The sequence below is a fragment of the Massilia hydrophila genome, from assembly GCF_020208145.1.
Taxonomy (GTDB): domain Bacteria; phylum Pseudomonadota; class Gammaproteobacteria; order Burkholderiales; family Burkholderiaceae_D; genus Telluria; species Telluria hydrophila.
The window spans coordinates 1,057,626-1,082,483 of sequence record NZ_JAHYBX010000001.1 but is presented as its reverse complement, the minus strand read 5'-3'; the positions used below and the strand labels follow the sequence as shown (position 1 = coordinate 1,082,483).

The following is a 24,858-nucleotide window of genomic DNA, read 5'->3' as shown; positions in this document are numbered from 1 at the left end:
GGCGAGGGCTTCTATATCTCGATCACCAGCTCGGGGCGGAAGGCTTCCTGTTCGCCCTTGCTGAGGTAGCCGAGCGGATTGGCCACCACGCGGCAGGACCAGGGTCGCCCCGCTTCACTGCCGCTCACCACGTAGTCGTTCATGCAGTGCAGGTGGCCGTGCATCCACAGGGCCGCTTGCGGGAACAGGCCATCCAGCGCATTGCAGAAGCCGGCGGTGCCCGGCGTCAGGCCGTAGCGCGGGTCGGCGCTTTGCAGGCTGGGGGCGAAGTGGGTCACGACCACGGTAGGCCCATCGAAAGGCGCCGCCAGCGCCGCACGCAACCAGTCCTGGCAGGCCAGCGCCATGGCACGGATGCCTTCCGCCAGCACCTTCTCGCCCTGCTTCAGGGTGGTGTTCTTCGACAGGTAATAGTTCGCCGCGCGGAAGGCCTTTTCGCGCCGCTGCAATTGCTTGCCCAGGTCCTGTTCCTGCAGCGCCAGCGCATCGAAGTCGCTCCACAGGGTAGTGCCCACAAAACGCACTCCATCGATGACGATGGTCGCGCGCTCCAGCCATTCGATGCCGAGCCGGCCACAGGTGGCGCGCAGGCGCGCATAGGCCTCGTCGTATTCCAGGCCGTCGAATTCATGGTTGCCGGGGATGTACAGCACGCGCGCGCGGCCGGCGCCCGGACGCCGGGGCGAAAAGCGTCCGAGGCCGAAATCCTGGTCCTCCAGGCGCGAGCCGTCCTGGTAGGAGCCGATATCGCCGGCCAGCACGACCACCTCGGTGTCATCGTGTACGACAGGGATGAAATGGGGATAGCGTTCGAGGTGCAGGTCTGAAAAAAGCTGGATGCGCATCGAGCCAGTATAGCGGCTTTCCCTAGAAGCTGATGCGCACGTAGGGCGCGCTCTGCTTCGCCTCACCGTGATACACCGCCTCGATGTTGTTGCCATCCGGGTCGAGCACGAAGGCGCCGTAGTAGCCCGGGTGGTAGGCGCGCTCGCCGGGACGGCCGTTGTCACGGCCACCGGCGACCAATGCCGCGAAATAGAAGGCATTCACCATCTTGCGGTCGCGCGCCTGGAAGGCCAGGTGGTGGCGCCCGGTCAGCACGCCCTGTGCGGCTGCGCTGGCGCGGCTGGAGATGAACAGCTCGTCGGCCCAGAAATAGTCCTCGCCCTCGCCGCCGAGCGGAATCCCGAGCGCCCCGAGCACGGCGCCATAGAAGCGGCGCGAGGCGTCCAGGTCGCGCACCACCAGCTGGATGTGGTCGATGAGGCGCCCGCGGTAGATTTCCTGCGTTTCCATGCTTTTCTCCTGTGGAAGACCTTCACGAAAGACTGGCAGCCTGCCTGCAGTGTAGGAGCAAAGCGCGCTCGCGGCAACGCCCTGGAAGCCGGGGCGTCGCCGTCTTCCACGCCCGGTGGCTAGGACAGGCCGGGTGGTTTTCCCTGCGCGGTCTGTGCCAGCAGCGCCTGGGCGTCCCTGTCGATCCGCGCGGCCGGTACGTGGCGCAGCACGCACTCCGCGAAGGCTGGCAGGCCCATCAGGTAGACCGAGATCCGGACCGTTTCGCCGGACTGCAGCGCGAGCTTGAACCAGCCGCTTGCTCTGCCGTAATGGACGCGCTTCACCTCGTCCCAGCGAAAGCTCCCGCGCCGGCCGGACATGCGTCCGTACTCCATGCCCTGGTCCGACACGCTGTGCCGGGCGTGCACATAGTCGGCCAGCAGCGCGCCGGGCAGCACGATGAAGCCTGCCAACATGCATACAGCGAGCACCGGATGCTGCGGGTCGGGCCAGATCATCGCGGCCACCGTCACGCCGCAGAAGAACAGGATGCCGACGATGGCCAGCGCTAGCATCGAGGGCGGATAGGCCAGCATCATCGCCTGTTCCTGCGGCCGCGGGCGCAGGCGGCTGCGGCCGAGCCAGCGCATTGTCAGGCTCAGGGCGGCGAAGAAGAAGGCCCATTTTGCCAGCGTGGCGAAGATGTCTCCCTCCAAGCTAGGCTCCCTGCTGGCGGACGATCCAGGCCTCCACCAGTTCGCCCAGCACGTCCAGCGGCACGGAACCGGCACCCAGCACGAGGTCATGGAAGGCAGGGAGCGAGAATTTTTCGCCGAGCGCCGTCTTCGCCTTCTCGCGCAGTTCGATGATGCGCAGCATGCCGATCATGTAGGCATTGGCCTGGCCAGGCCAGGCGACGTAGCGCTCGACCTCCTGCGCGCCGATGCCGTAGTCGATCGCCTGCTGGCGGGTCCAGCCCTTGGTGTGCAGGCCGGTGTCGACCACCAGGCGGCGCGCACGGAACAGTTCCGAGCCGAGCGCTCCCAGCAGGCCCGGCACGTCACCTTCGTACCAGCCCTGCTCCACCGCCAGCCGCTCGGCATACAGGGCCCAGCCTTCCGAGTGCGCGCTGCCGCCGCTGAAGATGCGCTGGCTGCGGTACTTCGGAATGCCGGTGAGCTCCTGCTGGATCGCGAGCTGGAAGTGGTGCCCGGGCACGGCCTCGTGGTAGGACAGGCTGCGCATGCGCACCATGTCGAAGCCCGGCCCGCGCAGCGGCACCCAGAAGATGCCGGGACGGCTGCCGTCCGGCGCCGGCAGCGAGTAGTGGGCGGCGGCCGAAGGCTCGGTCAGCGGCGGCTCGCGCCGCACCTCGACCGGGGCGCGCGGGGTCAGGTTGAACAGCGTGCTGCTGCGGCGCTCGGCGTCCTTCACCATGTCGGCGTAGCTGGCCAGGATCGCGGGCCGCGGATCGCCCTCGCCCTTGGGCTGGAAGCGGGCATCGAGCTGCTTCATGCGCGTCTCGATGTTGCCTTCGCTAAGGCCCAGCGCGCGCAAGTGCCGGTCCATCTCGCCTTCGATGCGCGCCACTTCGCGCAGGCCGATCGCGTGGATCTCGTCCGGAGTGAGCCTGGTGCTGGTGAAGTTCTCGACCGCGCGCGCATAGGCGGCGGCACCGTTCGGCAGGCGCGAGATGCCGGCCACGTCGCCGGTGCGCGGATGGAGTCCGGCCATGAACGCCTGTACCCGCTGGTAGGCCGGGCGGATGCGCTCCTCGACGATGCGGGCGGCGCGTTCCAGGCTGGCCTGGCGCGCGGCCGGGGCCAGGCCTTCCATCCGCTCGGTGCGCTGTGCCAGCGAGCTGACCAGCACGTTCTCCTGCGCGGCCGGCTTCAGGAAGCTGTCGACCTGGAATTGCGCGCGCTCCAGGATGAAGCGCGGCGGGATCAGGGACCTGGCGGCCGCATCACGCGCGCGCGCCAGCGCTTCGTCCATGCGGGTGCCGACCTGCGCCAGGCGCGCCAGGTAGCTGTCCACGTCCTGCGGATTGCGCAGCGGATGGGTGGTGGTCATGAAGTTGACCAGGCCGACCTGCACGCCGCTGAATTGCGAAAAGATGAAGGCATGGTCTTCGAAAGGCTCGTTGGCGACCACGTTCTGCAGCGACCAGCGCATCACGGCAGCGGAGATGCGCTGGCTTTCATCCAGCGGTCCGGCCATCCACTTGTCCAGGCGCGCCAGGCCGCTTCGCGCCAGCGCCTGCATCTTCTGGCGCTGGGCGCGGGTCAGGGGCGTCAGCTCGCGGTCCAGGCGCGCCTGCTCGGCGCCACGGAAGTACTGGGTGGAGGTGGCCAGCTGCGGGTTCATGCGCACCCAGTCCTCGGCAAACTTCTCGGCCCAGGTGTCGAAGGCCTTGTTGGCCTGGCTTGCCTTGCTGGCGGCATGCATGAATGGCGCGGCCAACGCCTGGGAAGGCAGGCTTGCACAGGCAATCGCGGCCGGGAGGAACAGTGCGCCAATGGCGGCGCCGAGTCGGCGCTGGCGGAGGGATGGCATGTGTCTCGTTTCCTTGTTCTCGTTGGAGTGGACGGCGCCAGGGGCCGTGCTTGCCGCGGAGGAATCTAACATGGAAATGGACGAGACAACAATCCGCGCTGCACTTGCGGGGCCATCACGCGACGATGCTTGTGTACGTCGATCCGGCACGAAACCTATGGTTCGGCGCGGCGCATGCCGCTTTGGCAAGCTGGAGGGACGACGGTATCGCGCAGACTTACACTGTGGAGATATCTAGCGCCGGCATAGTCGGACACTCAATAGCGGTCCATGGCCAGCACTTTACCTTCCAGACTGCCAACCCTCGGTCGCTTTGCACCATCGGCCGAATTACCAGCGACTGTGCTGGCTTCGCACCACGCGTCGGACGGCAATGGCAATTGCGGCGGATGACTGCGCCGCGGGAGATGTACTTCTCTCGGTCGCGCAGCAAATCCATCGCATAGATACAGTCGACTTGCTATGACACTGCGCTGGGGTACACATGTTGGCTCATGCGTATCACGCGTTCATTGACGGAAGTGCCTGTCACCTTTCTATTGACACATTCTCAACAGCATTAGCGCTTCCACAACACTTGGAGCAATTTGTTGCTGTATACATAGCATATTCCGCGAAGAGGGATTGCTCATCAGTATGCGTGGAAGCACGGTCAGCTATCAAAACGCGCTGATTACTAACACACTGGACATCAATATATGACGCTCGTTCAAGACCTGCTACACGCCCATCAGAACAAGCGCCTACTCCGTTTGTCTTTTCCGAACGAAGATGGCCTCGCGAGCCTGCTCATGGTCAATCGCTTCAGTGGTACGGAATCAATATCACGGGACCTCCAATTCACAGTTGAACTGCTTAGTGACGACGCCAGTATTCCTCTCGAAGCCATGCAAGGCAAATTGCTCTGCATTTCCGTTGTCCAGGCAAACGGCAGCCTACGACCTTTCACAGGCTACGTCGCTCAGTTCAAGCTCGCAAAGGCCGACGGAGGTATTGCGTTTTACGGAGCGACACTCGTGCCTTGGCTTTACTACGCGCGATTGCGGCAGAACAACCGCTTGTTCCACGATTAAACCATAAGGCAGCAAACAAACGAGATTTTTCAAGCCTACGGGCGACTCGCTGCCTGGAACTGGAAAGTCTCGGGCGAACAAGAGCCATACACCATGTGCACGCAATGGTCGGAGTCTGACCACAACTATCTGTCCAGACGCTGGGAAGCCGATGGTTACACGTACTGGTATGAGCACACGGAAAAAGGGCACACGCTTACGATTAGTGACGACACACCAAGTGTTCAACCGATTGACACGTACCCACCTGAAATCCGCTTTCATAGCAAGGAGGGTTCACTGGAGGAAAACGCGATTGAGCACTGGAGCACAGTAAAGCCATCGGCATCCGCACAGTCGGCGATTAGTGGATTCGACTTCAAACGCCCGCGTCCAATACACGTTGACGTTCCCACGATCAACCAGCAAGGCCAAACTCCAAATTTGGAGTTACATAGTTATGAAGGCCATTACGGCTTTAGACTAATGGCTGGGGCAAACCGCCTCGCCAGGCAGCGTATAGAGGAAATTGAAGCGCGCGGCTTGTATTGCGAAGCGCGCGGCAACAATAAACATGTTGCTCCTGGAAAGTGGTTTCGGCTGATTGATCACTTTAATCATACTCATCAGGACAATGAATTTTTGATCCTAGAGGTGCATCACGAAGCCAGCAATAATTACCTGCAAGGCAAAGGCGAAGTCGCTAAATACAAGAACAGCTTCACTTGCCAGCCTAAGAACGTACCGTGGCGTCCAGGGCGAGGCTTCGCCAGTCTCGACACCAAACTGTTTGCGCTACAAACCGCGCTCGTCGTCGGCCCCGAAGGACGAGGCAGCCTGAACGTCGACCAGTATGGTCGCATTCAAGTTCGCTTTCATTGGGATCGTGACGAAAGCAGCAGTTGTTGGGTGCGGGTTGCGACGAACTGGGCAGGAAGCGAGAAAGGCCTGGCCAGTCATCCGCGAGTAGGTTCAGAAGTTGTTGTGCAATGGCTCGACGGTAATCCGGATCATCCATTGGTAACTGGATGCGTGCATAACCAAGCTATGATGCCGCCTTGGAAGCTGCCGGAACAACAGGCGCTGACTGGCTTTCGCAGCCGGGAGTTGACCGCTGATGGCGGCAATTGTCCGGGCGGACGTAGCAATCATCTTGTACTCGACGACACAGCCGACAAGATCCAGGTCCAGCTTAAGAGCGACCATCAAGCGAGTCAACTCAGCCTCGGCTACATCACGCGGATTGACGATAACGCCGGACGCAAGGATGCTAGAGGCGAAGGACTTGAACTGCGCACTGATGGGCACGGTGCCGTCCGGGCCCAACAGGGGTTGTTGATTACAACCGAAGCGCGTCCGGATGCGGAGGGCCATATTACCGATATGGCCGAGACCTTGACCCGCATGGCGCAAGGACACGACCTACACGACAGCCTATCTCAAGCTGCGCAGCAGGCGCAGGCTCATCAACCCGGCGATCAAGACCGGGTCGTCGAGGCGATCCAAGATCAGATCAATGCGATAAGAGGACCGGGTCACACGCGTGAAAGAGATCTATTTCCGGAATTTCAATCGCCTCATTTGACACTTGCCAGCCCTGCCGGCATCGAAGCGAGCACGGAAGGCTCAGTCCATGTGGTCAGCACCCAGCATAACGTTCTTACTAGCGGAGGGCACGCCAGTATCAGCGCCGGAAGAAGTTTGCTGGTCAGTGTCAAGGAGGCTGTGCGCCTTTTTGCCTACAAGGCAGGCATGAAACTGGTGGCTGCCAATGCCGACATCGACATCAAGGCGTTGAAGGAGAGCGTCAATATTCTCGCCAGATTGAACATCACGCATTCTGCCAACCGTATTTTGATTACCGCCAAGGAAGAGGTCGTGATCAACGGTGGAGGTAGCTATTCTCGCTGGAATGCTTCAGGCATAGAAGAAGGAACGAGTGGCGTTTGGCGATCGCATGCAACCAAACATGTAATGGTTGGACCATCCAATGCTCCCGTGTACGAGCCGAAGCAGATCGATGTCGCATTGAAGGAAACACCGGCAGAGGGCCAAGTGGCATTTTCGGTCCAGCATATACCCGGGCCATCACCAGCGCTGTTTGCGGGCCAACCGTACACATTGCTGAAGAACGGCGCAGAAATCAATAACGGATTATTCGATGAGTATGGGCGCGTTACGATAGACAAAGCCGAGAAGGGAGCGACATACCAGGTGCGTCTTCATAATGGCACTCTGTACGATATGCCTGTAGCGCGAGATTCGATCGAGTCCGATCCAGAAAAACCTGAATACTACGAACAACAGTTATCGAATAAAGGCTATCGTGCCGATGGACAGGATGCCGACAAACGGCTATCGCAGCGTAACCGCGGCACATTCTAATCCGATGATTTTAGGGGCAATCCATTACATGAACTTTTCTCAGCCAACTGATCTAACCAAACTTCTTTCAGATATACAAAATCGCGAAAAGAGCCACGTTGACATGATTAAGCGACGTGCCAAGGGCAGCCTGCAGTGGTTTCTCGAAAAGGACAGCAAAACGCATCCTGTTCATGACAACAATGACCTAAGATTCCATATTTGCGGACAAGACGCATTTGCTGCTATCGAAAAAGATATTCGCGCGGCAGTTAGTAGTATTGATCTGGTGCTATGGGGGTTCGACCCTGGGATGGAACTGGTGCGTACAGGCAACCTCTGGCCGCGTGGCACTACTTATGGCGATCTGTTGACCGCAAAGGCGCGAGAATGGGTGCAAGTGCGCCTCTTGGTGTTTTATGGACAAAATCCTTTTCTCGGGTGCGTCCCATTTTTTAATCCTGTTGCAAATATGACAGGCAACGTCCCAGACATTGGCAAAATGAGTTGCATTTCATGGCCCATGTTATCAGAGGAGTTGAGTGCGCCATACACTACCGGCAAGTCAGCGCACGAAATAATGAGGCTGCGTCAGGAGTATTGTAGTTCATGGTGGAGAATTGCGCTTCGTGGGGGTTTCCCGAATCTAGAAGTTCGACTGCGTAAAACGTATGGCGGGGCAATTGCGAAAAACGTGCGCAAGTATTTGCCCGGCTCGGTCAGGACACTGACTGAAGCTGCCGGCATCATCGAGATCGGTACGCATCATCAAAAACCGATACTGATCGATTATGCGCCAAGCAAGCAAGACGCTGCCACAGCCAACTCATGTGGGTATGTTATGGGCCTCAACAGCGTAACGGACTATTGGGACACGATCGAACACCAATTCAACGATCCCCGGCGCGAGCACAGCCCCGAAGGCGCCTTCTGGACGAAGACCTGGCGCCGGAAACCCTACCGAGATTACGCTATTCGTGTAAAAGGTGACGCGCTGCATTGCCTCAACAAGAATTTTGTCGAAGGGTGGGATAGCGCCAGCGGCTACGGCTTGGCAAATGGTGCTTCGATCCTCAGCACTAGCCTGGAAAAAAAACGTGAATCGGTCCAGCCCAAGGATCTTCCGATTGTACGGGGTGCACGATGCCGCGTGCAGATCCTGCGTACGTTCCCAGAAAAAGAAGACGCTACCATACTCAAAGCGTATGTCCTGGCCGCATCAAACGCCGTCAATTATATTTATATTGAAAATCAGTATTTCCAGCTGGACGACTGGGTCCGCATGATCAAGAAAGTACGGGCGCAATACTGCACGGCGATGATGCAGGCTGGCGCTAAACCAGGCAACATTGCGCCGTTACATATCTTCACGGTGATCCCGCAGCCCGAGCGCGGCGAGATGGTGCCGAATACTTACGACACTATTAACCAGTTGGGCCACGGCCAGTCGGTCAGCGCTTACGACAAGCTGGTGCAGGGCCGGCGGAAGGGCGATGAAAATTCGGGCAGCGGCATTGTCAAGGATTCGCTGAAAACGGCTCCTGCCAATCCACGAGCCGAACTTGAAGCTTTGGGTATCAGGAGCGTCGTCGCCATGCTGCTGACCTATGATTCCAGGAATGAGGCCAAGGATATCCTGATCAAAAAGCGCGACAACGACGCCCAGCAGGCGCAGGCAAAATTGGAAGTGAAAAAAAAATGCCGATGCCAACCGGCATAAGGGTAAGGCCGATGACGTTGATACAGATAACTATTCTGAATACAACATTATGCCGCGGCGTTACCGCGAGATCTACATTCACAGCAAATTGATGTTCGTAGACGATGTATATACCACGCTAGGTAGTGCTAACCTTAACGCGCGGAGCATGGCTGGCGACAGTGAATTAAACATCTGCACCGAGGAATGGTCTTTTACCAAAGCAGCGCGGAAACGAGTTTGGGGGAACCTTGCCGGGTCAGACTACGATGGCGGCGACGGTTCAAGAAAAATTATCGAAACCACACTTGCATGGTGGCAAGGACGAATGGATCTTAATAAATGGCGTAGGCTTGCTGGGCTTCCACCAATCAATAACAGCTTTATTCATCCTTTCGAAGATCCTAGGGGAGAGCCGCAAGTCAGGCTTGCATAAATGAAAAATAGCGCTCGCGATTCTGTACCCGATAATCTATCCCTCTTTGGCAGGGCGGCAATTATTGCCCTGGCATTCCTTTTTTCAGGATGCTCTATGAAACACGACTCACAGGACAAGGCGCTGCCGCGCTTTACCAAACTCGAAGCGTTCAATCCTCATCGTCTTGACTTCGCGTGCAAACACGAAGCGAACGTCAACCCGTCGATCTCGGCGGAAGCGGAAGCCCTCTTCCAGCAAGCGCTGATGCTGGACAACCATGAGCTTTGGCCTCAGCAGCGTGACTATGTAAAGATCGCTGTCCTATACGAGCAAGCGATGAACCTGGGCCATTGGAAAGCCCAATTCAATTTGGCCGGGTTGTACTTGACGGGAGTCGGCGTGTTGCAAGACCTTGAGAAGGCAATCGCGCTGACCGAGGATTTGATGCAAAAAGGCGTGCCTGCCGCCTGGGATAACATGGGTGCCTATTATATGGGCGGAGTCGGACCGCTAGAACAGGACGCAACCGTGGCGTACGCCTTTTGGCAAAAGGCGGCCGACATGGGGAGCATGGCTGCGCAAACATACATCGGAGCGAAGCTAATGGCCGCTAGTGACCAATCACCCGAAGCATGGGCCAATAGGCGTGTGGGTATGAAAATGTTGGAATGTGCATATGCCCAGGGGTATGGCAGAGCTGGCTATGAATTAGGCTTGGACTATACGGTTCAAAGTCATGGAGACAAAACAAAAAAAGCGTCGGCGCTTCGGTATTTTCATGGGGCAGCAAAGTTGGGAAGCGAACGAGCAGCGAATTTTCTCGGTAGTGACTTTGGCGCAAGCTCATTAAGTACTATTAATGTTGTTACAGAACTCGACAAATTTCGTTCCGAACGTTACATGGTTATCGGCAATGCACTTTACAGGAATCCCGACCTGCGCTTTCCCAACCTCGATAAGGTGTTACCGCTGCCGCCGGCCAAACTGCCGATATGGGACGGGAACGAGGAAACGCTCATCAATGCGGCCAAAGCTGTTGTACCTAAACCGACTACGCCACCCAGGCCTGATGCGCCTCCGGCGCCGGTGCGCATTGGACGAGCCTCCGCTCCTGAAGGCTGGAGGCTTCCTGACAAACCGCAACAATCCGTGGCGCCCCAGTATGAAAGCACGGCCGCGCCACTTGGCGGTTACTGGATCGCGCGCTTGATGCGCCCTGTTACGGAGCGGCATCAAGCTTGGAACGCTGCTCAGGTTCCGCTGCGCTACGAACAGGGCGAATTTTTCGATCGGAGCCGGCCGGGCTTGCGCGACGACGACGGCCGCATTCAGTTCCACTATCTCGGGCAGCCGGTCGAGGAGGCTTTGCCGCCTGCGATGACCGAACATCCGCTTGTCGCCCGGGGCATCGGTCGTTATGGCGATCTGGCCTTACTGCCGCACGAATGCAATGGCCAGTTACCGTGTCCTCAGACAGGCATATGGAGCGCGAGCGTGCCACAAGATCACCCATCCTCCTCCGTATTCAACCAATGGCACCGCCAAGCCTATGTAACAAGGGGCAGCAGCTTCCCCGACCCCAAGGCTGGGCATCTTGCCATTGGCCGAGAGGAGCTTACTTGGTATTGGCTGGAACAAGCCAACGAAATGCGCGGCGACGTTGAATATGTCAGCTTGGGCGGCAGTGAAACTGCTGCAGATCGCTCGTAACATCTTGTTCGCCTATGAACAAGCTGGACAATGGCTTCCCGCGACCAGCGTTGGGGGGCATTGCAGGCCGGTCAGAGACACTTCAAGCGCGTTGCGCATGATGGCGCAAACTCTTCATTATTTTCTTTATCGGTTCATGTATGTCTAGGGTAATTCGTCTTGGCGACGCTACGTCCCACGGGGGAAAGGTCGTGGGTATTAAGGCACCTCTTGTTACGGTCGAGGGCATTGGAGTCGCGCGTGTAGGCGATGCTTGCAGTTGTCCTATTGCGGGACACGACAACTGCACAATTGCGGAAGGCGACCCTCATCACGTTGTCGACGGTGTGTGCGTAGCGTATGAAGGGTGCAAGACCACTTGCGGCGCCGTTCTGATTGCTAGCACCGCAAACCTGAGCCGGGCATAGTTTCAGACGGCTTCGTTGCATAAACGCTTATAGTGACCACGGCTCGGAGGGCTTGAAGGGCACTACAAAAGCAAACTGTTCCGTATGCGCGACGATTGCAAAGGACTGGCTCGCGCCACCGGCTTCAATGGCGCGCCAGTCGTTGGGCGCGGAGCGCGCGCACAGTCTACTTTTCGACTCTATAGTAGCGACGGTCGACGAAGCTGACGACATCGAGAGGCCCCGCGAATTCCACCGTTTCGTTGCGCCCCTCCCTTGCCGGATCCAGGAACAGGATCTTGCAGCTTCCTTCCACGGCGTCGGCGACCGCCCTGCCCTCGGCCAGGATCGCGCCGCTGCCGTCCAGGAAACAGGCCTTGATGCCGTCGTAGGGGCTGCGCCGCACGCCCTGCAAGCGCGCGTGGTAGGCGGAGACGCGCCGCTGGACCGCGCCGATCTGCTCGCGCGCGCGCACGATGTCGGCGTAGGGCATGCGCCGGCTCTCCGGCACCCGTAGCGTCCACCAGACGCTGAGCCAGGGCCGCCAGCTGCCCCCGATCACGATCTCGCCGCGCTCGTCGTAGGCGTCCTGGATTTCGGGCAGCGAGAAATACGCGCCGCGGCGCACCGGCACGATGACATCGACCGAGCGGCTGCGGACCGAGGCCGTCAGCCTACCCTCGTCCAGGTTATCGCGCTGCGCTTCCGTCAGCCCCGCGGTACTGATGCGAAACCACAGGTCCACCAGGCGCGGCCCCGGCGGCAGGTAGCGCACCAGGGTGTGCTGCGCCTCGAGAAAATACCGGTACGGGATTTCCGCCACCGCCCGCGACGCGCCGACCGCGACCGACTGGAGCGCCGGCTCGGCCGGCGGCGCGCCGCTGCCGGATGTGCTGGCTGCGCCGGCAGCGCCGGCAGCGAACGCAAGGAAGACGATGCAGGAGCGGACAAGGATGCGCATGGTGGCGAAGCTTGGTGGCGATTCGCCCCATCCTAGCAGAATGGCCGGCCGAAAAATCAGCGGATTGTCACGGCGCGTCGGCCACCAGGGTCAGCGCCGGCTGCTTGGTCCAGTCCCAGCTGCCGGCCAGGCGCCAGTTGCGCGCACCGCCCTCCACCACCACCTGCCAGTGGGTCGCTTCCAGGCGCGGTGCTGCCGCCGTGAAACGTCCTTGCGCGTCGGGCAGGGCCTCGAGCACGCGGTCGCGTTCGGGCTGGGTGGGATGGGCCAGCCGGATGTGGAAGGGTGCGGCCAGCGGCTGGCCGTGGCTATCCAGGCGCCCCTCGAGCTGCCCGCGGGCCGCATCGTAGCGCGCCGCGAAGGCGAGGCCGAGCCGGGTCGCCTCGCGGTCGCGGCGCAGTTCCTGGTTGATGGCCTTGCCCTGCTTGTAGTAATCGCCCACCACCATCGCGTCCGGGCGGCTTGCCGCCAGCCACAGCATCACGGCGCCGCCGACCAGCACCAGCACCGGACCGATCATCAGGAACCACGGCCAGCGGTGCCGGTACCAGGGAGCGGCCGGCTGGGGTGTCGCATTCGCGTACATGTTGGTTTTCCTTCCTTACTTTGGAACGATGAATGCCGCCTCTTCCCGCACCTGGTGCGCGGCGCCGTCCGTCGAGGTCAGCGTGAAGGCGATCCGGTTCGAACCGGGCCGGCCGTCGCCGCCCGCGATGCGCACCCGCACCGGCAGCGCGCGCGTCGTGGCGGCATCGATCGCGACGATGTCCTGGTCCGCCACCCGCGCCGAGGCGATGCCGTCGACGCTGATGCGCAGGCGTTGCGGCGCTTCCAGGGTGTTCATTATCTGCAGCCGGTACACGTTTTCGATCATGCCGTCCTCGACCTCGCGTCCCATCGCACCGCGGTCGCGGATCACGTCCAACTTGAGCGGGTTGCGCAGCGCAAGCGAGGCGACCATCGCACCGCCGAGGATGGCCAGCACGGCGGTGTACACCAGCACGCGCGGACGCAGGATGCGGCTGCGCACCTGGCTGGTGCTGAAACGCTGCGCCAGCGCGTTCTCGGTGGCGTAGCGGATCAGGCCGCGCGGGCGCTTGACCTTGTCCATCACGCCATTGCAGGCATCCACGCAGGCGGCGCAGCCGATGCATTCGTACTGCAGGCCCTGGCGGATGTCGATCCCGGTCGGGCATACCTGCACGCACATGCTGCAGTCGATGCAGTCGCCGGCGCCCACCGAGCCCTGGCGCGGGCTGCGCGGCTCGCCGCGCGCGGCGTCGTAGGTGACGATCAGGGTGTCCTTGTCGAACATCGCGCTCTGGAAGCGCGCATAAGGGCACATGTATTTGCACACCTGCTCGCGCAGCCAGCCGGCGTTGCCGTAGGTGGCGAAGCCATAGAACAGTACCCAGAAGCTTTCCCATGGGCCGAGGCCGAAGCTGGCGGCGTCGAAGCTCAGTTCGCGCACCGGGGTGAAATAACCGACAAACGTGAAACCGGTCCACAGCGCGACCAGGCCCCAGGCCGCATGCTTACCGCCCTTGCGCGCCAGTTTTTGCAGGCTCCAGGGCTGGCGGTCGAGCCGGATGCGGCTGCTGCGAGGTCCTTCGAACTTGCGCTCGATCCACAGGAAGATCTCGGTATACACCGTCTGCGGGCAGGCGAAGCCGCACCATACCCGGCCCGCCACCGCCGTCACCAGGAACAGGCCATACGCGCACAGGATCAGCAGCGCGGCCAGGTAGATGAAGTCCTGCGGCCACAGGACCAGGCCGAACAGGTAGAACTTGCGGCTGGCCAGGTCGAACAGCACCGCCTGGCGGCCATGCATCTCGATCCAGGGCAGGCCGTAGAACAGCAACTGGGTGAGCCACACGCAGGCCCAGCGCAGCGAGGCGTAACGGCCCTTGATCTCGCGCGGATAGATCTCCTGGCGGGCGGCGTACATGCGGATCACCGCCTCCTTCGGGGCATTCATTTTGCGGCCGCCGTCACGATGGGCTGGGCCGGCGCCAGGGTCTTCGGCTGCTGCGGATGCGACAGGCTCCAGACATAGGCCGCCAGCACGTGCACCTTCTCTTCGCCGAGGAACTCGCCGAAGGCCGGCATGGTGTTGGTGCGGCCCTTGCGGATGGTTTCCATCACGGTTTCCTGGCTGCCGCCGTACAGCCACACCTTGTCGGCCAGGTTGGGCGCGCCAAGCGCGGGATTGCCCTCGCCTTTGGCGCCGTGGCAGGCCACGCAGGCGGCGAACTTCGGCTTGCCGAACGAGACCTTGATCGGATCGGCGCTCAGGCCCGACAGGCTGCGCACGTAGGACGCAACGCTCTCGATGTCCTTGTCCGAGCCGAGCGCGGCGCCCATCGGCGGCATCATGCCGACCCGGCCCTGCATGATGGTCTGCTTGATGGTCGACGGTTCGCCGCCGTGCAGCCAGTCGCCGTCGGCCAGGTTCGGAAAGCCCTTGCTGCCGCGCGCATCCGAGCCGTGGCACTGGGCGCAATAGGTCAGGAACAGGCGCTCGCCGATGGCCTGGGCGTGCGGATCGGCGGCGACCGCTTTCAGGTCCTGCTGCGCATACTGGGCGAACAGCGGGCCGTACTCGGCCTTGGCCTGCTTCAGTTCGGCCTTGTATTCGCCGCTGGAGTTCCAGCCCAGCTTGCCGGCGTAGCTGCCCAGGCCCGGATACAGGGCCAGGTAGCCGAAGCCGAACACGATGGTGAGCCAGAACAGCACGATCCACCAGCGCGGCATCGGGGTATTCAGTTCGGTCAGGTCCTCGTCCCAGACGTGGCCGGTGGTCAGCTCGGGCTTGCCGTCGGCGCGCAGCTTGACCTTGTAGGTCGACTGCGACCACAGAAGGATGCCGCAGCCCAGGATCGACAGCACCGTGATGACGGCCACATACCAGTGCCAGAACTCATTGAAGAAATCAGCCACGCTCGCTCTCCCCTGCCGCTTCGTTCTCGTCCATGAAGGGCAGCCGCGCGGCCCTGTCGAAATCGCTGCCCTTGCGCAGCAGGTAGGTCCAGCCGACGATGCCCAGGAAGGTCGTGAAGCTGATGACGGTCATGACGCTGCTCGCGTCGTCGAAGATCTGTTGGATTGCCATGTCAATTCCTCGTCTTGATCTGGGTGCCCAGGCCCTGCAGGTAGGCGACCAGCGCATCCTGCTCGGACTTGCCGTCCACTTCGGACGGCGCCGCCTGGATCTCATCCTCGGTATAGGGCACGCCGAGGCGGCGCAGGGCGCGCATCTTGGGGATGATCTCGGCCGGGTTCAGTTTCGCGCTGGCCAGCCATGGGTAGGCCGGCATGTTCGATTCCGGCACCACGTCGCGCGGGTTGTCGAGGTGGGTGCGGTGCCATTCGTCGCTGTAGCGGCCGCCCACGCGCGCCAGGTCGGGGCCGGTGCGCTTGGAACCCCACTGGAACGGGTGGTCGTACACGAACTCGCCGGCCACCGAATAGTGGCCATAGCGCTCGGTCTCGGCGCGGAACGGACGGATCATCTGCGAGTGGCAGTTGTAGCAGCCCTCGCGGATATAGACGTCGCGTCCGGCCAGGCGCAGCGGAGAGTAAGGCTTCAGGCCAGCGACCGGCTCGGTCGTGGATTTCTGGAAGAACAGCGGCACGATCTCGACCAGGCCGCCGACGGAAATCACGAGCAGTACCAGGCCAATCAGCAGCCAGGGGTTCTTCTCGATCCATTCATGCTTGAATTTCATTGTGTGCTCCGATGGTTCAGGCGTGCGCAGCTTCAGGCTGGGCAGTGTGCAGGTGCGGACGGACCGGGCCGGTGGGAATGGTCGCGTCCACGTTGCGGGTGCCGCTCAGGGTCTTCCAGGTGTTGAAGGCCATGATCGCCATGCCCGACAGGTACAGGAAGCCGCCCGTGAAGCGGATCACGTAGTACGGATAGGTGGCCTTGACGCTCTCGGCGAAGGTATAGGTCAGGGTGCCGTCCGGGTTCACCGCGCGCCACATCAGGCCTTGCATCACGCCGGCGATCCACATCGAAGCGATGTACAGGACGATGCCGATCGTCGCGACCCAAAAATGCGCTTCCACCAGTTGGACGCTCCACATCGTCTTTTTGCCCGCCAGGCGCGGGATCAGGTAGTACAGCGAGCCCATGGTGATGAAACCGACCCAGCCCAGGGCGCCGGCGTGCACGTGGGCGACGGTCCAGTCGGTGTAGTGCGACAGCGAATTGATGGTCTTGATCGACATCATCGGGCCCTCGAAGGTGGCCATGCCGTAGAACGACAGCGAAACGATCAGGAACTTCAGGATCGGGTCCGAGCGCAGCTTGTGCCAGGCGCCGGACAGGGTCATGATCCCGTTGATCATGCCGCCCCACGAAGGCGCCAGCAGGATCAGCGAGAACACCATGCCGATCGACTGGGTCCAGTCGGGCAGCGCGGTGTAGTGCAGGTGGTGCGGGCCGGCCCACATGTAGGTGAAGATCAGGGCCCAGAAGTGCACGATCGACAGGCGATAGGAATACACCGGGCGCTCGGCCTGCTTCGGGATAAAGTAGTACACCATGCCGAGGTAGCCGGCGGTGAGGATGAAGCCGACCGCGTTATGGCCGTACCACCACTGGATCATGGCGTCCTGCACGCCCGCGTACGCGGAGTAGGACTTCATGAAGGACACCGGCATCACCGCGCCGTTCACCACGTGCAGGATGGCGACCGCCAGGATGTAGGCGCCGAAGAACCAGTTGGCGACATAGATGTGCTGCACGCGGCGCTTGATGATGGTGCCGAAGAAGACCACCGCATAGGCTACCCAGACGACCGTGATCAGGAGCGCGATCGGCCATTCCAGTTCGGCGTACTCCTTGCCGCGCGTGAAGCCCATCGGCAGCGAGATCGCTGCCGAGACCAGCACCGCCTGCCAGCCCCAGAAGGTGAAGCTGGCCAGCTTGTCCGAGAACAGCCGCACCTGGCAGGTGCGCTGCACCACGTAGTAGGACGTGGCGAACAGGCCGCAGATGCCGAAGGCGAAGATGACGGCGTTGGTGTGCAGCGGACGCAGGCGTCCGTAGCTGAGCCAGGCGATGTCGAAGTTGAGCGCGGGCCAGGCCAGCTGCGCCGCGATGAAGACGCCGGCGGCCATGCCGATCACGCCCCACACGACGGTCGCGATGGCAAACTGGCGCACGATCTTGTAGTTATAGTTTAGACTGGTGTCCAAGATGCTCTCCTGAAAATACCTTGATGAATGACAATCAGGAGTGTCGTTTTTCGCCGAGTAAAAATCCTTGATGTGAATCAAATTGTTCAGCATCACATGCAGTATGCAACAGCGCGCGTTGCCAAATCCGCACCGGGTCTACATGAGACTCGATTCAGGAATCGAGGGTGTGTTTTGAGATGAATCAAGATATCGGTCCAACGTGGGAGAGCACGCCATGCCGCCCATGCCGCCCATTTTGCCCTCCGTCTCCAAAGAACTGAGAAAGCGCCTGCGGCAGGCGCGGGCCGACCTGCTCGACGCCGTGCGCGCGCGCACCGGCCAGCAGGACGGCGAAGCGCCGGCCATCGGGCTACTGGCGCAGCTGGCCGGGCACGAGTCCAGCCTGCTCCACGAGATCGATGTCGCGATTGGAAAACTGGCGGCGGGCGGCGCCGGTATCTGCGAGTCCTGCGGCCGCGGCCCGTCGATGTAGGGTGGGCAGCCGCCCACCGGCGCGGGTTCAGCCCGCTTTCTCGCTGCCGCCCACGCGTCCAGCGCGCCCCTGGACCGACGCGCCGGCCACGTCGGCGCGGTCGTCATCGACCAGGATCCGCATCCCCGGCCCTTCCAGGTCGTCGAACTGCCCGCTCTCGGCCGCGCCGAAGAAAATCCAGACCGCCAGCGCGACCAGCATCACGCTGAGCGGAACGAGAAGATACAAGGCTTCCATTTTCAGTCCCTCCGCAGCCGCAAGGCATTGAGCACTACCAGGGCGGAACTGCCCGCCATGCCGATCCCAGCCAGCCAGGGGTTGAGCAGGCCGGTCGCAGCCGCCGGGATCGCGGCGAAATTGTAGAGCGAGGCCCAGAGCAGGTTCTGGCGGATCACGGCGAGGGTGCGGCGTGCGGTCTCGGCGGCCTCCGCCAGCGGCAGCAGGCTTTCGCCCAGCAGCACACCGTCGGCATGCACCTGCGCCAGCTCGGCCCCGCACCCCATCGCGAACGACACGTCGGCACCGCGCAGCACGGCGGCGTCATTGCTGCCGTCGCCCACCATCGCCACCACCGCACCCTGTTCCTGCAGCGCGCGCACGAAGGCCAGCTTCTCGTCCGGCAGGCGGGCGCCGAAGACGCTGTCGATGCCGAGCTGGCGCGCCACCGCGGCACTCGCCTCCTGGCCGTCGCCGCTGAGCAGGATCACGGTCTTGCCCGCTTCCTGGAAGCGCCGCACCACTTCAAGCGCCTCCTCGCGCACGGCGTCGGACAGGTCGAAGCGCGCCAGCCACTGGCCTTCGCAGCCGAGCCAGGCGGTGCTGGTGCCGCTCGGCGCCGCCGCGCGCGCCATGCCGCCCGCCAGTTCCTGCACGAAGTCGGCGGTTCCGATGCGGTACAGCACGCCGTCGATGCGGCCTTCGAAACCGCGGCCGAAGGTGGAGCGCAGCTCGCGTGCCAGCAGGCCATGGGCCGGCATGGCGGCCCGGATCGCCAGGCCGATCGGATGCACGTTCTCGGCCTGCATCGCGGCGCCGATGCGCAGGCACATGTCGCTGTCGAGCGGTCCGATCGGCAGTACCTGGCGCAGCACCGGACGGCCCAGGGTCAGGGTGCCGGTCTTGTCGAACACCACATGGGTGGCGCGCTCGAAGGTTTCCAGCGTGTGCGGCGCGATCGCCAGCACCCCGCGGCGCAGCAGGCGGTCGGTGGCGGCGGCCAGCGCGGTGGGCGTGGCCAGCGACAGCGCGCACGGGCAGGACACCACCAGCACCGCGATCGCCGCGGGCCAGGCGCGGGCGGGATCGAACACGTTCCACAGCAGGTAGACCAGCACCGTCAGTAGCAGCAGGCCGGCCACGAACCAGGCCGCGGCGCGGTCGGCCCATAGCGAGATCGCCGGCTTGCCCTGGCCGGCGCGTTCGACCAGGCGCACCAGCATCGCCAGGGTGCTGTCGCGCGCGGCGGCGACCACCCGCAGCACGATCGCCTGGCCGCCGTTGACGGCGCCCCCCGGCAGCAGCGCGCCCGGGCCCATGCGGCGCGGCAGGCTTTCGCCGGTGAGCAGCGAGAAGTCGAGGTCGGTACAGCCTTCGACGATGGTGCCGTCGGCCGGCACCGCCCGTCCCGGCGGTACCAGCACCAGGTCGCCCGCCGCCAGCGCGGCGGCCGGCACCAGTTCGGTGTCGCGCCGGGCCGGATCGCCGCGCAGGCGCAGCGCCGATGCCGGCGCGCCGCCGCGCAGGGCTTCAAGTGCCTGGGTGGCGCGGCGGCGCGCGCCCAGTTCCAGGTAGCGGCTGCCCAGCAGCAGGAATACGAACATCGTGATCGAATCGAAGTACACGTCGCCCTTGCCCGAGACCAGGGCGGCGCAGCTGCCGGCGAAGGCGGCCGCGATGCCCAGCGCCACCGGCACGTCCATGCCCGGCACCCCGCGCTTCAGGTCGCGCCACGCGCCGCGGAAGAACGGCAGCGCCGAATAGGCCACGGCCGGCAGGGTCAGGGCGAACGAGGCCCAGCCCATCAGGGCCGCCATCGCGGCGTCCATGGTGCCGTCGTCGGCCAGGTAGACCGGCACCGCGTACATCATCACCTGCATCATGGCCAGGCCGGCCACGAACAGCTGGCGGAACAGGGTACGGCGCTCCTGCTCGAGACGCGCGGCATGGCGCTGCGCGTCGTAGGGTGCGGCCACATAGCCGATCACGCGCAGCGCGCGCACGATGGCGCTCGGGCGGCACAGGGCCGGGTCCCAGCGCACGAACACGCGTCCGGTGGCGACGTTCAGCGCCACCTCGCTCACGCCGGGCAGCGCGCCCAGGCGGCGCTCGACCAGCCACACGCAGGCGCCGCAGCGTACCCCCTCGATCGAGAAGCTGGCTTCGCCGTCCAGTCCCTGCTGATCGATCAGGACCAGCTCGGGATCGTCGGCGCCGTCCGCCGCCGGTGCGGCGTATTCGGTGCGCGTGCGGTAGTAGCCGCCGAAGCCGCCCAGGACGATCGCCTCGGCCGCGGCGGCGCAGCCGGGACAGCACATGCTGCGCGCGGCGCCGTCGATATCGGCCTGCCAGCGGCTGCCCGCCGGTACCGGTGAACCGCAATGGAAGCAGCCGGCGCCGGCGGCCGTGCCCGTGGCGGCGCCGGCGCCGGCCGCGGCGAAGTCCGCAAGCACGGCGCTCATGCCGCGCTCCCGGGCGCCACGCACAGGACGTCGAGCCAGCCCGGCGGCAACCCGCCGGCGGCGCGCCACAGCCCGAGCAGGCCGAAGCCCAGGATCAGCAGGCCGCTGGCCAGCCGCACCTGGCGCAGGCCCAGCAGCGCGCGCACGCGCAGGCCGGCCATGCCGATCGCCGCCAGCATCGGCAGCGTGCCCAGGCCAAAGGCCAGCATCACGGCGGCGCCGCCCGCCGCGGAGCCAGTCAGCATGGCCAGCGCCAGCATGCTGTACACCATGCCGCAGGGCAGCCAGCCCCACAGCGCGCCCGCCATGAACATGCGCCCCGGCGTATCGGGCTGGCCAAGGCGCGCCAGCTGCGGCGCGATCCGGCGCCACAGCAACTGCCCGCCCTGCTCCAGCAGGGCCAGGCCGCGCCACGCATCCATCAGGTACATGCCAAGCGCGACCAGCATCAGGTTGGCTGCCACGTAGGCGCCGAGCTGCAGTGCCGGCAGTCCGGCGAGCCGGCCGGCGCTGCCCGCCGCGGCGCCGGCCAGCGCGCCGGCCGTGGCATAGCTGGCGATACGGCCCGCGTTGTAGGCCAGCACGTGCGCTACCGCGGGCGCCACCGTGGTGACGGTGCGTACCGGCACCGGGAAGGCGCGCGCCCCGCTGGCGCCGCGCGCCACCGACAGCGCGCCGACGATGCCGCCACACATGCCGGCGCAGTGGATGCTGCCGAACAGGCCGGCCAGGAAGGCCGGCAGCGGGTGGATATCGCTCATCGACCGCTCACACGGTTTGCGAATGGCGCGGACCCTCCGCGCGCGCCATGGCGAGGTAGCGGTCGAACACCATGCACACGTTGCGAATCAGGAGGCGCCCCTTCATGGTGACGCTCAGCCAGTCGGGGCCGATCGTCACCAGGCCATCGTCCTGCATCTGGCGCAGGCGCGCCAGCTCGGGCGCGAAGTAGTCGGCGAACACGATCGGGAAGGCCTGCTCCAGCGCGGGGATCGAGACTTCGAACTGGCACATCAGCTTCTGGATCAGGCTGCGGCGCAGCAGGTCGTCCATGCCGAGCCGGAAGCCGCGCGCCACCGGCAGCTCGTTCTGGTCCAGCAGCTCGTAGTACTCGTCGAGCGTCTTGACGTTCTGGCTGTAGGTCGCGCCCACGGCGCCGATCGCCGACACGCCGCAGGCCACCAGGTCGGTGTCGGCATGGGTCGAGTAGCCCTGGAAGTTGCGGTGCAGGCGGCCCTGGCGCTGCGCCACGGCGAGGTCGTCGTCCGGTTTGGCGAAGTGGTCCATGCCAATGTAGACATAGCCGGCCGCGCCCAGGCGCTCGATGCACAGCTGGAGCATGCGCAGCTTGGTGTCGCTGGAAGGCATGTCGGCCTCCTCGATGCGGCGCTGCGGCTTGAACAGGTGCGGCATGTGGGCGTAGTGGTACACGGCGATGCGGTCGGGATTGGCCGCGACCACCTTGTCCAGGGTCTGGCGCATGCTGTCCAGGGTCTGCTTCGGCAGGCCGTAGATCAGGTCGATGCTCACCGAACGGAAGCCCGCGGCGCGCGCGGCTTCGATCACGGCCAGCGTCTCGTGCTCGGGCTGGATCCGGTTGACGGCGCGCTGCACCTCGGGGTCGAAATCCTGCACGCCCAGGCTGATGCGGTTGAAGCCCTGGCGCCGCAGGGTATGCACGCGTTCGGCCGATACCGTGCGCGGGTCGACCTCGATCGAATATTCGCCCGCTTCATCCGGAGCGAAGCGGAAGCTGCGGCGCAGGTGGGCCATCAGGTCGTCCATCTGCGCGTCCGACAGGTAAGTCGGGGTGCCGCCGCCGAAGTGCAGCTGCTCGACCTCGTTCATCCCGGCGAACAGGGCCGCCTGCATCGCGATTTCGCGTTTCAGGTAGGCCAGGTAGGTGACGGCCTTGTCGCGCTTCTTCGTGACGATCTTGTTGCAGGCGCAGTAGTAGCAGACCGTGTCGCAGAACGGAATGTGCAGGTAGAGCGACAGCGGGCGCGCGCCGCCGCGGGTGCGCAGGCCGGCCACCGCGTGCAGGTAGTCGCGGTAGCCGAAGTCGGTGCCGAAGCGGTCGGCCGTGGGGTAGGACGTGTAGCGCGGGCCCGACTTGCCGAGCCGCCGCAGCAGTTCGGCGTCGAACTCGGCGCCGGCAGCGGCCTGGACCGTGTGAGTGGCCGGGGCCGGCTGGATCGGGATAATGGGCCTGGCCATGGCCGGGAAAGCTGCTGCTTGCATGTCAATCTACTCCTGCTGCCGCCGATGTGCGGAAGTGCATATCGGCTCGAATAGCAGGCAGTTTATTGACCGATGTCATCTGAATCCTTGACCTGCATCAAATACTGACACACTTCTCGGTGCGCCTTACCTGGCGGACGCGCTGAACCTGAATACCGACAGCGCCTGTACCAGCCGGGCCGCCTCGGCGGCCACGTTGGCCGAGGCGGCAGCCGATTCCTCGACCAGGGCCGCGTTCTCGCGCGTGATCCGGTCGAGCCGGGTCATGGCCAGGTTGACCTCGGCGATGCCGGCGTCCTGCTCGCGGCTGGCGCCGGTGATGTCGTCCATGATGGTGGCGGCTTCGCGCACGGAGTCCACCACCTCGCGCATCGTGCGTCCCGCATCGCCCACCAGTTCGCTGCCGGTGCCGACGTGCGCCACCGAGGCCTCGATCAGGCCCTTGATCTCGCGGGCGGCGGCCGCCGAGCGCTGCGCCAGGCTGCGTACCTCGCCCGCCACCACGGCAAAGCCCCGTCCCTGTTCGCCGGCGCGCGCCGCTTCCACCGCCGCGTTCAGCGCCAGCAGGTTGGTCTGGAAGGCGATGCCGTCGATCAGGCCGATGATGTCGACGATCCGGCCGGCCGAGGCACTGATGCGCTCCATGGTTTCCCCCACCCGGCCCACCGCTTCGCCGCCGCGCCCGGCGACGCTGGAAGCGGCCACCACCAGCCGGTCGGCGCGCAATGCGCTGTCGGCGTTCTGTCCGGCCGCGGCCGCCACCTGGGCGATGCTGCTCGCGGTCTGCGCCAGGCTGGCGGCCTGGTCCTCGGTGCGGCTGGCCAGGTCGCCGTTGCCGGACGCGATCTCGCGCGTCGCGTGCTCGATCGAGGCCACGTTGCGGCGCACGTCGCCGACGATCGCCTGCAGGTTGACATTCAGCTGGCGCAGGGCCAGCTGCAGGCGGCCGATCTCATCCTGGCCGCCGGCGCGCACGGTGAGCGGGTGGGACAGGTCGCCACCGGCGAGCGCATGCACGGCGGCGGTAGCCTCGGCCAGCGGGCGCGCGATGCTGCGGTGCAGTTCAGCCCAGGCGGCCAGGGTGGCTGCCGCGCCGATGCCGGCCAGCGCCTTCCACACCAGCCCATCGGCGGCCAAGGCGAGGGCGGCCATCAGGGCCGACTGGCCGGCCATCATGATCCCGAGCCGGCGCGCCAGCGGCAGGTTGCGCAGCGCCGCGAGGCGGCTGCGCCAGCCGAGGCGCCGCACGGCGCCGCGCCGCAGCGCCAGTCCCTTGGCGGCGCCGCTGCGGAAACGCCGGTACAGCGCATCGGCCTGCTGTACCTGGGCGCGGCTGGGCGCGGTGCGCACCGACATGAAGCCGGTCACCCGGCCGGCCTCCTTGACCGGCACCACGTTCGCCACCACCCAGTAGAAGTCGCCGTTCTTGCGGCGGTTCTTGACCACGCCGGTCCAGGGTTCGCCCGCCTTCAGGGTCGCCCACAAGTCGGCAAAGGCTTCCTCGGGCATGTCGGGATGGCGCACGATGTTGTGCGCCTTGCCCAGCAAATCATCCTCGCGGAAACCGCTGACCTCGACGAAGCTGGGATTGACATAGGTGATACGGCCCTTGGTATCGGTCTTGGAAACGATCGACTGGCCTTCTTCGAGCAGGTATTCGACGCCGGTGACCGGCAGGTTGACGCGCACGACACTTCTCCTAATTGCCCGAAGGCAAGATTTTGCAACGCAAGATTCTAGCAAGCATGATCGTCGAAATTCTTGACCTGGATCAAATCTGGCACAATAATATTTCCGTGTAGAAACTTCAACAACAGCGGATATTGTTGCCG

Annotated in this window: 22 protein-coding genes and 1 pseudogene; 7 read left to right on the top strand and 16 right to left on the bottom strand. The window is 63.8% G+C overall.

The genetic code is table 11. The annotated features are described in order from the left end of the window. Window positions 1-11: 11 nt before the first annotated feature. The 4 genes from LE190_RS04970 to LE190_RS04955 all read right to left on the bottom strand — a co-directional run bounded on the left by LE190_RS04970 (window position 12) and on the right by LE190_RS04955 (window position 3,834). A complete protein-coding gene (locus LE190_RS04970; protein WP_225237642.1) occupies window positions 12-845 on the bottom strand; it encodes a metallophosphoesterase in 834 nt (277 codons plus the stop codon). A 22-nt stretch (window positions 846-867) separates the two neighbouring features. Continuing rightward, window positions 868-1,296: a VOC family protein gene (locus LE190_RS04965; protein ID WP_225237641.1), complete on the bottom strand. Its 429-nt coding sequence runs from the start codon at window positions 1,294-1,296 to the stop codon at window positions 868-870. A gap of 119 nt (window positions 1,297-1,415) precedes the next feature. Further along, window positions 1,416-1,994 (bottom strand): hypothetical protein, encoded by a 579-nt coding sequence (locus LE190_RS04960; RefSeq protein ID WP_225237640.1) that lies wholly within the window; start codon window positions 1,992-1,994, stop codon window positions 1,416-1,418. A gap of 1 nt (window position 1,995) precedes the next feature. After that, a complete protein-coding gene (locus tag LE190_RS04955; RefSeq protein WP_225237639.1) occupies window positions 1,996-3,834 on the bottom strand; it encodes a DUF885 domain-containing protein in 1,839 nt (612 codons plus the stop codon). Between the two features lie 698 nt (window positions 3,835-4,532). On the opposite strand from LE190_RS04955, the pseudogene LE190_RS21815 reads away from it, so the two are divergent. The 6 genes and pseudogenes from LE190_RS21815 to LE190_RS04920 all read left to right on the top strand — a co-directional run. Further along, a pseudogene (locus LE190_RS21815) lies at window positions 4,533-6,323 on the top strand (type VI secretion system Vgr family protein); the annotation flags it as partial. 63 nt (window positions 6,324-6,386) lie between these two features. Then, window positions 6,387-7,271 carry a DUF2345 domain-containing protein gene (locus tag LE190_RS22000; RefSeq protein ID WP_225238053.1) on the top strand — a complete coding sequence of 295 codons (885 nt, stop codon included), beginning with the start codon at window positions 6,387-6,389 and terminating at the stop codon, window positions 7,269-7,271. Continuing rightward, window positions 7,219-8,970 carry a phospholipase D-like domain-containing protein gene (locus LE190_RS04940; RefSeq protein WP_225237638.1) on the top strand — a complete coding sequence of 584 codons (1,752 nt, stop codon included), beginning with the start codon at window positions 7,219-7,221 and terminating at the stop codon, window positions 8,968-8,970. Before LE190_RS22000 ends, LE190_RS04940 begins: the two co-directional genes overlap by 53 nt. Before the next feature lie 49 nt (window positions 8,971-9,019). After that, entirely contained in the window at window positions 9,020-9,385 is a 366-nt protein-coding gene (locus LE190_RS22140; protein ID WP_439847460.1) for a phospholipase D-like domain-containing protein, read from the top strand. A gap of 96 nt (window positions 9,386-9,481) precedes the next feature. Then, window positions 9,482-11,077, top strand: a complete 1,596-nt coding sequence (locus tag LE190_RS04925; RefSeq protein WP_225237637.1) for an SEL1-like repeat protein — start codon at window positions 9,482-9,484, stop codon at window positions 11,075-11,077. A gap of 140 nt (window positions 11,078-11,217) precedes the next feature. Then, entirely contained in the window at window positions 11,218-11,484 is a 267-nt protein-coding gene (locus tag LE190_RS04920) for a PAAR domain-containing protein (RefSeq protein WP_225237636.1), read from the top strand. 166 nt (window positions 11,485-11,650) lie between these two features. On the opposite strand, the gene LE190_RS04915 is transcribed toward LE190_RS04920, so the two are convergent. The 7 genes from LE190_RS04915 to ccoN form a co-directional block, all read right to left on the bottom strand. Next, a complete protein-coding gene (locus tag LE190_RS04915; protein WP_225237635.1) occupies window positions 11,651-12,424 on the bottom strand; it encodes a hypothetical protein in 774 nt (257 codons plus the stop codon). A gap of 67 nt (window positions 12,425-12,491) precedes the next feature. Continuing rightward, on the bottom strand, window positions 12,492-13,010 hold the full coding sequence (locus LE190_RS04910) for a FixH family protein (protein WP_225237634.1): 519 nt from the start codon (window positions 13,008-13,010) through the stop codon (window positions 12,492-12,494). A 15-nt stretch (window positions 13,011-13,025) separates the two neighbouring features. Beyond that, window positions 13,026-14,405, bottom strand: a complete 1,380-nt coding sequence (gene ccoG, locus LE190_RS04905) for a cytochrome c oxidase accessory protein CcoG (RefSeq protein ID WP_225237633.1) — start codon at window positions 14,403-14,405, stop codon at window positions 13,026-13,028. Then, window positions 14,402-15,367 (bottom strand): cytochrome-c oxidase, cbb3-type subunit III, encoded by a 966-nt coding sequence (gene ccoP / locus LE190_RS04900; RefSeq protein WP_225237632.1) that lies wholly within the window; start codon window positions 15,365-15,367, stop codon window positions 14,402-14,404. The genes ccoG and ccoP overlap by 4 nt, the downstream gene beginning before the upstream one ends. After that, window positions 15,360-15,539, bottom strand: coding sequence for a cbb3-type cytochrome oxidase subunit 3 (locus LE190_RS04895; protein ID WP_224947365.1), 180 nt, complete (start codon window positions 15,537-15,539; stop codon window positions 15,360-15,362). Before LE190_RS04895 ends, ccoP begins: the two co-directional genes overlap by 8 nt. A gap of 1 nt (window position 15,540) precedes the next feature. Continuing rightward, on the bottom strand, window positions 15,541-16,155 hold the full coding sequence (gene ccoO, locus LE190_RS04890) for a cytochrome-c oxidase, cbb3-type subunit II (protein WP_225237631.1): 615 nt from the start codon (window positions 16,153-16,155) through the stop codon (window positions 15,541-15,543). A 16-nt stretch (window positions 16,156-16,171) separates the two neighbouring features. Next, window positions 16,172-17,632 (bottom strand): cytochrome-c oxidase, cbb3-type subunit I, encoded by a 1,461-nt coding sequence (gene ccoN, locus LE190_RS04885; RefSeq protein ID WP_225237630.1) that lies wholly within the window; start codon window positions 17,630-17,632, stop codon window positions 16,172-16,174. 226 nt (window positions 17,633-17,858) lie between these two features. Here ccoN and LE190_RS04880 point away from each other — a divergent pair, with 226 nt between their 5' ends. Then, complete coding sequence (locus LE190_RS04880) at window positions 17,859-18,107, top strand: TraR/DksA C4-type zinc finger protein (protein WP_225237629.1); 249 nt, start codon at window positions 17,859-17,861, stop codon at window positions 18,105-18,107. 27 nt (window positions 18,108-18,134) lie between these two features. Here the strand turns inward: LE190_RS04880 and ccoS are convergent, their stop codons facing one another. The 5 genes from ccoS to LE190_RS04855 all read right to left on the bottom strand — a co-directional run bounded on the left by ccoS (window position 18,135) and on the right by LE190_RS04855 (window position 24,715). Next, the gene (ccoS, locus tag LE190_RS04875; protein ID WP_225237628.1) at window positions 18,135-18,344 is read right to left on the bottom strand and encodes a cbb3-type cytochrome oxidase assembly protein CcoS; all 210 of its coding nucleotides are present in this window, start codon (window positions 18,342-18,344) and stop codon (window positions 18,135-18,137) included. A 2-nt stretch (window positions 18,345-18,346) separates the two neighbouring features. Then, window positions 18,347-20,785, bottom strand: coding sequence for a heavy metal translocating P-type ATPase (locus tag LE190_RS04870; protein ID WP_225237627.1), 2,439 nt, complete (start codon window positions 20,783-20,785; stop codon window positions 18,347-18,349). Beyond that, on the bottom strand, window positions 20,782-21,546 hold the full coding sequence (locus LE190_RS04865) for a sulfite exporter TauE/SafE family protein (protein WP_225237626.1): 765 nt from the start codon (window positions 21,544-21,546) through the stop codon (window positions 20,782-20,784). Before LE190_RS04865 ends, LE190_RS04870 begins: the two co-directional genes overlap by 4 nt. Window positions 21,547-21,553: 7 nt before the next feature. Further along, a complete protein-coding gene (gene hemN, locus LE190_RS04860) occupies window positions 21,554-23,002 on the bottom strand; it encodes an oxygen-independent coproporphyrinogen III oxidase (protein ID WP_439847470.1) in 1,449 nt (482 codons plus the stop codon). 150 nt (window positions 23,003-23,152) lie between these two features. Then, window positions 23,153-24,715 carry a PAS domain-containing methyl-accepting chemotaxis protein gene (locus LE190_RS04855; protein ID WP_225237624.1) on the bottom strand — a complete coding sequence of 521 codons (1,563 nt, stop codon included), beginning with the start codon at window positions 24,713-24,715 and terminating at the stop codon, window positions 23,153-23,155. Window positions 24,716-24,858 lie beyond the last annotated feature (143 nt).